Genomic DNA, 10777 nt, shown 5'->3' with positions numbered 1-10777 from the left:
CGATAACGCTCTCGGTCCCGTTGCTCCAGGATCTGCTGATCCAGCGCCTCCAGTACCTGCTTCATCGCACGAGCGAATTCCTCCTGCATTTTCCGGAAAATCCATTGCTCAATCTCTTTCATCGTCGGCATTNTTGTGGTAAAGTGGCTCACAGGAGCTTCCTCCTTCTTGGTGTGTTGTGCGTCAAACATCACTTTACCAAGGGAGAAGCTCTTTTTCTATATCCGCTTTTTCCAATTCCTACACCCACAGAGATTTTACACTATCAGCGCTTTCTTCCTCCTTCCTTCTTTCCCCAACCTGGCTTCGCACCGGGACAACTTCCCACGATTACAGGATCTCCCCATCAGACAAGTCGTCAAAAAAAAGAGTTGCAATCTATTCAAGAATCGATAAAATAAAATTAACGTAAAAATAATTTTAACGTGTTAACATTTTTGTAGGAGGAATGTTTTCATGTCTCAAGACGTGCGCGTCAAAAGCCGGCCGTTGATCCGGATCGGAGAACTGGCAGCTTATAAACCGTTTCTGTACCTTTTGCTCGCTCGTATCATTTCCCGTTTTGGCGATTCTATTGACTCTATTGCTTATAGCTGGATGGTATACAGACTAACCGGCTCCACCTTGATGATGGGCACCTTGTTTGCCCTCAATTTCATCCCGAACATCGCCTTTAGCTTTTTCGCGGGAACGCTGGTGGATCGTTGGTCCAAGAAGAAGGTCGCGGCGTTCACCTATCTGGGGCGCGGCCTCATTGTCTGCTTCACGGCCTTCCTCTATTGGCAAGGCTGGCTCGCCCCCTGGCATCTCTATGTGCTGACATTCTTGACCTCCACCTTGGAATGCTTTGCCTCTCCTGCCGAGCTGGCTTTGGTTCCTCAACTGCTGCCTAAGGAAAAACTGCTTAGCGGCAATTCGTTCAGCACTTCCGCTTCGCGGGCAGCTGAATTAGCGGGCATGGCCGCCGTCGGCGGTATTATTGCAACCTTAGGTATTTCCACTGCAATTTTGATTGACGGCCTTACGTTTACCCTTGCGGCCGGCTTCATTTTTCTGATTCGCACCTCCAGCCCAAGCGCCAACCCAGATTCACCTGCTCCTCACCTCAATGCTGCACAACCAGACGACTCCTTTGTTCAGGAACTGAAGGCTGGGCTTAAATATCTCGTATCCAACAAATTGCTGATTACCATCGTGATGGCTGCGGCTTTCGTTAACTTCTGCTTATCCCCGTTTAACGTCCTAAACGCCGTCTATGTGGATGAAATTCTAGGTTCCGGTCCTGCCGGCCTAAGCCTGATGGGGGTTAGCTTAATCTCTGGAACCATTGTCAGCGGGTTATGGATTGGCAAGAGGGGCTCCCACTACAAAAAAAGCCATCTCATCCTCACCGGTTACTTGCTGCTTGGAGCCAACTATGCGCTGATGTACCTGCCTGCGGTCGTTCCGATTCAACCGCTCGCTTTGGCTGCGTTATTTTCCTTTGGCATGGGGCTTTCCGTCTCCTTATGCAACACCCCATCCACGACCTATTTTATGGAAAGTGTCCCCAAGGAACTGCTGGGCCGTGTTGGAGCATTGTACTCCATGGTCTGCACCTGTGCGATTCCTGCAGGCAGCGCGCTGGCCGGGGTTGTAGGGGAATGGATGCCTGTCCACCTTCTGTATGTAAGCTTTGGATGCCTCCTACTTATCCCGCTTCTGTTCTTATTAAAGCAGCGAAGCTTTATGGAAATTTGATGCCTTCACCTGCTTTGCGCATTTGATAGACCCAAGCTATACTAAAAACAACGACGACAACCGCATGAGGTTCGGGTAGGGGGCTTGCAGGTGGACAATGTGAAGGAATTAAAAACCTTGGAGGACATTCGGATCTATTCTGACCCGTATCGCCTTCAAATCCTGGATACATTTAAGCAATTAAATCGTCCGGCAACGATGAAGGAAGTCGCGGATAAGATGGGAGAGGTTCCAGCCAAGGTCTATTATCATGCCAAAAAACTGGAGAGCATCGGCCTGCTGCAACTTGTGGATACGAAGGTCATCAACGGCATTACAGCGAAATACTATGAGCCCTTTGAGGGGGCTATTCAGATTAAGAAAAGTTATTTTGACGATACGCTGAGGCAGGTCGCCTTGTCAGAAACCGAGAAGCTGCTCAACAATTTATATGATGAAAGCAAGAAGCGGTTCTTGAAAGCATCTCGCTCGCAAACGTCTTCTGCGCAGTTGACCACGGATCAGGTGTATCTGACCCCGCAGGAAGCGAAAGAGTTTCAGGATTGGGTCGCGGCGTTTCTTATGCAGCACCAGACCAAGACGTCAGAGGACAGTGAGTTGCACGAGATTTTTTTAACGGTATCGAAAAGCACAGATTCTGAGGACTAAAATAATAAGAACCATCGTCTCCATAATAGGAAGCGTGGTTCTTATATTTTTGCCGATGAAGTTGTTCCTGCTTGGTCTTCGTCTTGCGGGTTCGCAAATCCTGCAACGCAAATGGGCTGCGGCTGAGCTCGGGGCTGCGTTTGCCTTCTCGAATGAGCTTCTGCCGATGTTTCTTGGCTTGAGATTGAGCCATCTGACATCACTCCTTCAATCGTTTGACTTCAGTATAGCACATCTTAAGCTTCGGATAATGAATAAAGCCGAAGTTTCCCCGCACATCGACCGCAGCGGTATCGGGCGGGATCCACGCGGCGTTTACGCAGATACGTCATTCCGCAATCGGCGCAGACCAGCTTATAGCGGTGCGGCAATGTTTTGCGCTGTTTTGCTCCGGGCAAGGCGTTGCAATAGCGGCTGCCGCCCACTTTTTGAAGCAGGGCCTTAAAGTCCGCGTCGCGATGCTGGTATCCTCGCCCCGCGAGGTGCAGATGGTAGTGACACAATTCGTGCTTGATGATGCGTTCGACTTCCTCTTCCCCGTAGGCAGCCAGTTGCGCGGGATTAATTTCGATATGATGGGTTTTCATAAAATAACGCCCTCCGGTTGTTCGTAACCGGCTGTTAAAACGGGCTTTATGCCGGAAAGGCACGCCGAAAGAACGCAGCGAGATTTGCTCGATCCAGGCTTGCAGCTGCTCATCCGTCATCGTCCTCTCCCCTTCCTGTTCGTAGATGCAAAATATAATGCTAGATTCATTACTTGAATTTTAACTTCTCCTTACGCTACACTGTCAAGTAGGATGGATAGAAAAGGAGAATCGTGAAGCATGTCCCTAATGAGATACGTCATATTGCAGCAGGACCAAGAACTGATCTTCGTTGAAATGCCCCGTGATTACGCCTACCAGCTTAGCGCTTTGAATTTGCGGCTGAACAAGGAAATCGATAAACTGACGGCTTCCAAGGTTCCAACCTTGCCGCGTGCAATTGCCGAATGCGACCAGCTTGAGCTCCTGCAGGAATCGCTGCAGATCACCAGCGGGCTGGATTATATTAACGGACTGGAGTCCGCTTTTTCCGCGATTCGCGAGGAAAATTACCCCCTGATTTCGCTGCTCACCGAAATCCGTGCTCTCCAGGCTCAGCTGGAGCAATGGTACGAAGAAGAAGGCGCGTAACTCTTGAGTTTCTGCCAAGAGAACCGCAACAAAAAAAGCCGGCCGGTTATCCCTTTCTGTAAGTTGGGGAGCGGCCGGCTTTTTGGCTTAGGGTTGGGGGGCTTAGCACGCCAACGTCGGGGTTTTTTGGGGGCAGGGCTCGTCATGCCCACCGCCCTCCCTCCAACGAACCAGCGCCACTCTAACGGAACGTAGAGACCTTATTTGCCTATTTCCCGGCGATTTCCCGCTGTAACGGAACGTAATGACCTTATTGCACCTTTTTGGCGACCATATCACCATCCACGCCCCAAATAAGGTCTCCTGGTTCCGTTAGGATTGGATCATGCCCGTTTCCTCGCAAATAACGTCTCTGAGTTCCGTTAGAATGGACCCAACTAACGCGGAGGCAGCGCCAACGCTCCAAACTTCTGTTAGAGTGGCGTCAACCCTCGCACCACCCTCCCGGTCGTCAGCTCAGGCCAGCTGCCCCCGTCCCTTCCGATTTCCCACCGTGCTCACAATCCAGAATTTACCGTCGATTTGCAAGGGACTTGCACGGATTGGGGAAATTCCCCATACCTTAACCATACCAATGGGTTACCGGAGGAGGGGATACGCTTGCCAAACTGGCTTAGCAATCAGATCATGCGTGCCTTTAACAAGAGAGATCGCCGTCAAATTCGGCTGTTAAACGATTGTTGGTTTTTTTATTATAGTCGTCAAAAAAGCCAAACCGAATCCTCAAACCAAATGCAATAGCACTTCAATGCAACAAGGGCCGGCTCCACAGCAGAAAATCTACTGGAGTACGGCCCTCGCTCTCGCAAAAAAAGAGCCGGGCTCCACGGGAAATCCCGTTTACCGGCTCTCCTGACGTTTATTGCGCCTTCACCTCAGAAGGTCCCCGCATTGTCAATCCAACCCGGCCTTTCTTCACGTCCACATTCAGCACCCAGACGGTGACATTGTCACCGACCGAGACGACGTCCATCGGATGCTTGACGTACCCGTTGCTTAGTTGGGAGATGTGGACAAGCCCATCGTTTTTGATGCCAATATCCACAAAAGCCCCAAAATCGATAACGTTGCGCACCGTCCCCTGCAGTTCCATGCCGGGCACCAAGTCCTCAATTTTCAGCACATCCGTGCGGAAGATTGGCGGCGGCAGCTCCTCCCGCGGGTCACGCCCTGGGCGCTGTAAGCTTTCCAGAATGTCGCGCAGCGTTGGAACGCCCACTTCAAGTCGAGGGGCCAGTTCATCCGGATTCAACGTATCCAGCTTCTCATTGAGCTCCTTAGAGCCCAGCTGTTCCATCGACACCCCCAGCTCGGCAAACAAGCGATGCACCACGTCATAAGATTCCGGGTGGATCGGCGTCTTATCCAGCGGATTCTCGCCGCCGTCGATTCGCAGGAAGCCTACGCACTGCTCGAAGGTTTTGGCGCCAAGCCGCGGCACTTTTTGCAGCTGCTTTCGGCTCTTGAAGCGTCCGTTCTCCTCGCGGAACTTCACGATATTCTTCGCAATCGTCGCATTCACGCCGGACACGTAGGACAAGAGCGCCGGTGAAGCGGTATTAACGTCCACACCAACATGGTTCACCGCCGACTCCACCACGTTCTTTAAGCTTTCGTCGAGATGCTTCTGCGATACGTCATGCTGGTATTGACCGACGCCAATGGCCTTCGGCTCAATCTTGACCAGCTCCGCCAGCGGGTCTTGCACCCGCCGTGCAATGGATACGGCACTTCGCTCCGCGACGTCCAGATCTGGAAACTCCTCCTGCGCCAGCTTGGAGGCCGAATAAACGCTGGCTCCCGCCTCGTTGACGATCAGGTACGCCAGCTCGCGATCCTTGCCCTTACGCTCGGCGATGACCTCGGCGACAAATTGCTCGGTCTCCCGCGAAGCCGTACCGTTGCCGATCACGATCAGCTCGATCCCGTATTTGTCGATCAGCTCGTGGAACTTGACCGCCGCTTCCTTTTTCTTGTTGTTGGGCGGCGTCGGGTAGGTGACCGCCACCTCCAGCAACTTGCCGGTGTCGTCAACAACGGCAAGCTTACAGCCGGTGCGGTAGGCCGGGTCAACGCCAAGCACCGTTTTGCCGCGTACCGGCGGCTGCAGCAGCAAGCTGCGCAAATTGGCGGCGAAGATGGAAATCGCCTGAGCTTCGGCTTTTTCCGTCAACTCGCCGCGTACCTCCCGCTCGATCGACGGGGCGATCAGGCGTTTGTATGCGTCCTCGATCGCCGCGCGCAGCACGTCCTCCGTTGCGGAACGCCCGCGGATCACCTGACCGGCGATGTGGCGGCAGATCGCCTCGGCGTCCACTTCGAGTGACACCTTCAGCACGTTCTCCCGCTCGCCGCGGTTCATGGCGAGGATGCGGTGAGGCGGCATTTTTTTGGCCGGTTCCCGATAGTTATAGTACATTTCGTAGACGGATTCCTCTTCCGGCGACTTCGCTTCGGACACCATCATGCCGTGGTCCATCGTATATTTGCGAACCCATGCCCGCGTTGCCGCTTCATCCGCGACCTGCTCGGCGACGATATCCATCGCCCCTTGCAGCGCCTCCTCGGCCGTTTCCACGCCCCCTTCGATCCCGGCAGCCTGGGTGAACTTCGCTGCTTCCGTGAGCGGATCGCCTTGCTTCGGCTGCGTAAGCAGCCATTCCGCCAACGGCTCCAGTCCCTTTTCTTTCGCTACGCTCGCGCGGGTTTTGCGTTTTTGCCGGTAAGGTCGGTATAAGTCCTCCACTTCCTGCAGCTTCACGGCCTTCGTGATTGCGGCTGCCAACTCATCCGTCAGCTTGCCTTGCTCGTCGATCATCCGGATGACTTCCCGCTTCCGTTCCTCCAGGTTGCGAAGGTATTGCGTCCGCTCTTCAATATTACGCAGCTGGTTTTCGTCCAGCTCTCCGGTCATTTCCTTCCGGTAACGGGCGATAAACGGAATCGTATTGCCCTCATCCAGCAGCCCGATCGTTGTTCGCACCTGCTTCAGGGAGAGTCCCAGCTCCTTCGCAATCTGGGCGATAATTCGCTCCTGTTCCCCCGCATCGGCCGTACTTTGCACCGCTGTTCCGTTCGTCTCCGTTTGCGCCATGGCCCTATCCCTCTTTCATTCAAAAAATTGCGATTGTTTCTATTATCACAAACTTTGCGCGCCTTTTCCAGCTTGTCCAGCGACATGGAAGTCAACGTCAACGAAAAAAAACACCGTGCCCCAGGCAACGGTGCTTTCATTCCGTTCTTTAAAACGTACCATAGATGTCTGGCGTTGCAGCCGCAAAGATTACGATCGCAATAATGGCAAGTACAATAATGACGCCGTACACTGCCGTACCGATGATGCCGCAAACGAGCCCTGCGATGCTAAGTCCCTTGCCCTGCTCGCCCTTCCGCTTGATCTCCTTAAACGACAAGCTGGCGAAGACAATCGCAACGATCCCCAAAATAAAACCGACATACGGAATCACGATCGAGAGAATCCCGAGCACCAGCGAGGCGATGGATTTGCCGTTGGTTTTTGGCGGTGTCGTTGGCGGCGGCGGCGGAAATTGGTTAAATGTAGAATACGAATAAGATGTTTCAGACGGACGTTGATCCATGAAAAAAAAGTCCTCCCCAAAATATGTTACATCCATTGTACTTGATCGTTGTGAATGGCGCCATGGCTATTTCCCGTGAATTGGTCTTTTTATGAAAAATCATTCAGAAAACTTTCAGCTTCACTTAAGGTTCGCCTCATCTTCATCTTCTAAAATGGTTTTGATTTGCAGAGAACCGGTACAAGCACTGCCGTCTGCCGGTAGAATACATCATCGTTGGAGGGATTCGATGAAGAAGAAATGGTTGTGGATTGGGGGCGGAGCCTTGGTTCTGATCGCCATTGCCCTCATCCTTGTTCTAAAGCTGCCGGACAAGCAGAATCAGACGGCGGCGCCCGTTCAGAATACGACCCGGGTCAGCAAGGGCGACATTACCGTTAGCGTGTCCGGATCAGGTACGATCGTCTCAACCGAGAGCGAAAGCGTACGTACGAAGGACGAGGGGAAAGTAAGCGAAGTTCTTGTAAAGACGGGAGACGTCGTGGAAGAAGGCCAGGTGCTGCTGACATTTGAGGGCACGGATAATACCGACAACATCAAGGAACAGCAATCCTCCCTGGAAATGCAGAAACTGGACCTGGTTGATTTGCAAAATCAGTTTAAACGTCAAGTGCAAGAAGGCGCCGACGAGCAAACACTAAACGCCACGAAAAAATCAATTGCCAAGCAAGAGCTAAACATCAGCAATACGGAAGCGGAAATCGCTAAGCTGCAGGAGGCAATGGTTCCTCCCGATCCGTTAACCTCCCCGATTGACGGCACGGTCACCGCAGTCAACATCACCGCCGGGGAACAGGCTAAAAGCGGAAGCGAGCTGTTTGTCATTAACGATTACCAGAAGCTCAGCGTCAAAATTCAGGTTGACGAGCTGGATATCCCCAGCGTCACAAAGGGCATGAAGGCGAACGTTCAAGTTGACGCTTTTCCGGATCAGACTTTTGAAGGTGTTGTCTCTGACATCGCGAATGAAGGGGTTGCCTCGGGCGGTGTGTCGTTATTTGATGTCACGATCGCCCTGAACAATTCTGAAGGCGTGCGGGTAGGCATGTCAGCGGAAGCAACGATCATCACCGAGGAGAAAAAGGATATCTTAACCCTGCCGATCGAGGCGGTTCAGCAGCGGGCCGGCCGGTATTTCGTCATGCTGCCCGAAACGGGGAGCGACGGAACAAGTGCGGCAGGTGGCGCAGCCAGTCCGCAAGGGTCGGGCAGCGGGCCGGCTACAGGCAGCGCACCGGCCGCTGACAGTGCGCCGACCACGGGCAGCGCACCGGCCGAAGGCAGCACGCCCAGCACAGGCCGCACTGCACAGCCCGATGCCGCAGCTGGTGCTGCCGGAGGCACCAGCGGCATGAACGGCCGTATTCAGGTCGTTGAGGTTGGCGTGCATAACGAATCATATATCGAGATTGTCAGCGGACTAACCGAAGGCCAGGAGGTTGTGATCCCGACGATCATCAGCAACTCTTCGAGTTCCTCCACCCAACAGCAAATGAGAATGCAGGGAGGGTTCGGCGGAGGCAGTGCCGGATTTGGCGGAGCCGGAGGCGCCGCTCCTGGCGGGGGCGGTGCGGCTCCATCCGGAAGAGGCGGGTTCAGCGGCGGAGGTGGCCGATAATGGCGGCAATATCTCCCCCACTGATCGACGTGCAGAACCTCGGACACGGCTACCGTATGGCCGGAGAGATGATGACCGTGCTCAGCGATATCAGCTTTCAGGTCCGGCATGGCGAATTCGTCGCCATCATCGGCCCGTCCGGCTCCGGGAAGTCGACGCTGATGAACATGCTGGGCTGTCTGGACGTCGCCAACGAAGGGACGTATTTGCTTGACGGGCAGGACATACGCAAGCTGTCCGATAACAAGCTGGCCACGATTCGCAATGAGAAGATTGGGTTTATTTTTCAACAGTTTAATCTGTTGCCCAAATTAACCGCCTACGAAAATGTTGAGCTGCCGCTCATCTACCGCAACGTCCCGCACAAGGAGCGAAAAAAATCAGTCGAAGAGTCGCTCCGTCTCGTTGGTTTGGAAGACCGGATGCACCATCGTCCTTCCGAGTTGTCAGGCGGGCAGCAGCAGCGGGTGGCCATCGCCCGTGCAATCGCCGGCTCCCCGCCGCTCCTGCTCGCGGACGAACCGACCGGCGCGCTGGACAGCAAGACTGGCATCGAAGTGATGGATAAGATGAAGGAACTGAATGCACTCGGCCACACGATCATTATTATCACCCACGATCTGTCCATCGCTGAGCAAGCCAAACGGGTCATCCGAATCCAGGACGGACGAATTGTTGAAGATCGGGGGAGCCGGGCATGAATCTTCTGCAAAGCATCAAAATGGCCTGGAAAAGCATCGCCGGAGCGAAGATCCGCTCTTTTCTTACGATGCTAGGCATCATTATCGGCGTCTCCTCGGTGATTACGCTCGTATCTGTGGGGCAAGGCACCACATCGCAGATTACGGACCAACTCGAAGGCTTGGGAACCGACCTGCTTACGGTGAACATCATGGGCCGGGGCAGCTCCACCTCACTCTCCTTTGAGGAAGCGATGGCTCTGGGGAAGATCGAAGGGGTGAAGGCCGTATCCCCCGTGATCAACGGCTCTGTAACGGCCAAGAAAGGAACGGTAAATGACAGTCTTTCGGTAGAAGGCATCGCGCCTTCCTACGAGGAGGTCCAGGATTTCCACGTCCAAGCCGGACGTTACATCATCGACATGGACAATGAGTTCCGCATGAAGGTGGCGTTGATCGGGACCGAAGCTGCCGAGACTTTTTTTGGCACAGATAACCCGATTGGACAAACGATTCAGCTTAACGGCAGCAGTTTCAAAATCGTTGGCTTGTTGGAATCGAAAGGTTCCAGCCTGACCGCCTCCAACGATAATAAGCTGCTGATCCCAATCGCTACGGCCGAGCGCTTTCTGCAAAGCCGCGGCGTGCGTTCGATTACGGTACAGGTTGAGGACACCAAGCAGATTGAAACCGTCAAAGCGTTGCTGGAAGCTACCTTGGATAAAAAGTTCCAAAATGCCGACAACGCCTACAGTATCTTTAACTCCCAGGAGATGCTGGACACGCTAAATTCGACAACCCAAATACTGTCGCTGGCGCTCGGCGGCATTGCCGGCATTTCGCTGCTCGTCGGCGGCATTGGGATCATGAACATCATGCTCGTCTCCGTCAGCGAGCGCACCCGGGAAATCGGCGTTCGCAAAGCGATCGGGGCCAAAAAGCGTGACATCCTGATGCAATTCATGGTCGAATCGACGGCACTTAGCGGCTTCGGCGGCTTGATTGGCATCGGGCTGGGCTACGGCGCCAGCGCGTTGATCGGCCACTATTCGTCGCTAACGACCACCGTATCGCTCCCGATCGTCCTGATCGCCTTTGGCTTCTCCTTGTTCATCGGCATCATCTTTGGGATGATTCCAGCGAACAAGGCAGCCAAGCTGCGCCCGATTTACGCGCTGCGGACCGATTAAGTCAACCATTGTGTTCGAAAAATCGAATACAATTCACCAGATTCACCGGTTTTAGCGAATTATATATGAAATTTCATACAGAATGTGCCCTGCGGGTGCCGGAATCCGTTTTTTTATATGAAAA

11 protein-coding genes are annotated in these 10777 nt (G+C 53.5%); 7 read left to right on the top strand and 4 right to left on the bottom strand.

Going from position 1 to position 10777, the window contains the following annotated elements:
• On the bottom strand, positions 1-152 hold a 152-nt coding region (locus M891_RS25390; RefSeq protein ID WP_198032044.1), incomplete at its 3' end, for a UPF0236 family transposase-like protein.
• A 304-nt stretch (positions 153-456) separates the two neighbouring features.
• On the opposite strand from M891_RS25390, the gene M891_RS0117125 reads away from it, so the two are divergent.
• Together M891_RS0117125 and M891_RS0117120 are read left to right on the top strand one after the other, a co-directional pair.
• Positions 457-1740, top strand: a complete 1284-nt coding sequence (locus tag M891_RS0117125; RefSeq protein WP_016313108.1) for an MFS transporter — start codon at positions 457-459, stop codon at positions 1738-1740.
• Positions 1741-1830: 90 nt separating this feature from the next.
• Positions 1831-2388 (top strand): winged helix-turn-helix domain-containing protein, encoded by a 558-nt coding sequence (locus tag M891_RS0117120; RefSeq protein ID WP_016313109.1) that lies wholly within the window; start codon positions 1831-1833, stop codon positions 2386-2388.
• 236 nt (positions 2389-2624) lie between these two features.
• Here the strand turns inward: M891_RS0117120 and M891_RS0117115 are convergent, their stop codons facing one another.
• Positions 2625-3095 (bottom strand): SprT family protein, encoded by a 471-nt coding sequence (locus M891_RS0117115; RefSeq protein ID WP_028539686.1) that lies wholly within the window; start codon positions 3093-3095, stop codon positions 2625-2627.
• A 120-nt stretch (positions 3096-3215) separates the two neighbouring features.
• On the opposite strand from M891_RS0117115, the gene M891_RS0117110 reads away from it, so the two are divergent.
• Together M891_RS0117110 and cmpA are read left to right on the top strand one after the other, a co-directional pair.
• The gene (locus M891_RS0117110; RefSeq protein ID WP_028539685.1) at positions 3216-3566 is read left to right on the top strand and encodes a hypothetical protein; all 351 of its coding nucleotides are present in this window, start codon (positions 3216-3218) and stop codon (positions 3564-3566) included.
• Positions 3567-4166: 600 nt separating this feature from the next.
• Entirely contained in the window at positions 4167-4307 is a 141-nt protein-coding gene (gene cmpA / locus M891_RS25385) for a cortex morphogenetic protein CmpA (RefSeq protein ID WP_127576196.1), read from the top strand.
• Positions 4308-4425: 118 nt separating this feature from the next.
• On the opposite strand, the gene M891_RS0117105 is transcribed toward cmpA, so the two are convergent.
• Positions 4426-6660: a Tex family protein gene (locus M891_RS0117105; protein ID WP_028539684.1), complete on the bottom strand. Its 2235-nt coding sequence runs from the start codon at positions 6658-6660 to the stop codon at positions 4426-4428.
• Positions 6661-6808: 148 nt separating this feature from the next.
• Entirely contained in the window at positions 6809-7165 is a 357-nt protein-coding gene (locus M891_RS0117100) for a DUF4190 domain-containing protein (RefSeq protein ID WP_016313114.1), read from the bottom strand.
• A gap of 229 nt (positions 7166-7394) precedes the next feature.
• On the opposite strand from M891_RS0117100, the gene M891_RS0117095 reads away from it, so the two are divergent.
• From M891_RS0117095 to M891_RS0117085, 3 genes are read left to right on the top strand one after another with little or no spacing between them, the layout of a single operon-like run.
• Positions 7395-8783, top strand: coding sequence for an efflux RND transporter periplasmic adaptor subunit (locus tag M891_RS0117095; protein WP_028539682.1), 1389 nt, complete (start codon positions 7395-7397; stop codon positions 8781-8783).
• The gene (locus tag M891_RS0117090; RefSeq protein ID WP_028539681.1) at positions 8783-9484 is read left to right on the top strand and encodes an ABC transporter ATP-binding protein; all 702 of its coding nucleotides are present in this window, start codon (positions 8783-8785) and stop codon (positions 9482-9484) included. The genes M891_RS0117095 and M891_RS0117090 overlap by 1 nt, the downstream gene beginning before the upstream one ends.
• Positions 9481-10653: an ABC transporter permease gene (locus tag M891_RS0117085; RefSeq protein ID WP_028539680.1), complete on the top strand. Its 1173-nt coding sequence runs from the start codon at positions 9481-9483 to the stop codon at positions 10651-10653. The genes M891_RS0117090 and M891_RS0117085 overlap by 4 nt, the downstream gene beginning before the upstream one ends.
• Positions 10654-10777 lie beyond the last annotated feature (124 nt).

Source organism: Paenibacillus sp. J14 (genome assembly GCF_000518465.1).
Classification (GTDB): Bacteria; Bacillota; Bacilli; order Paenibacillales; family Paenibacillaceae; genus Fontibacillus; species Fontibacillus barengoltzii.
The sequence above is the reverse complement of the archived record's forward strand: the minus strand, read 5'-3'. Positions and strand labels throughout refer to the sequence as shown.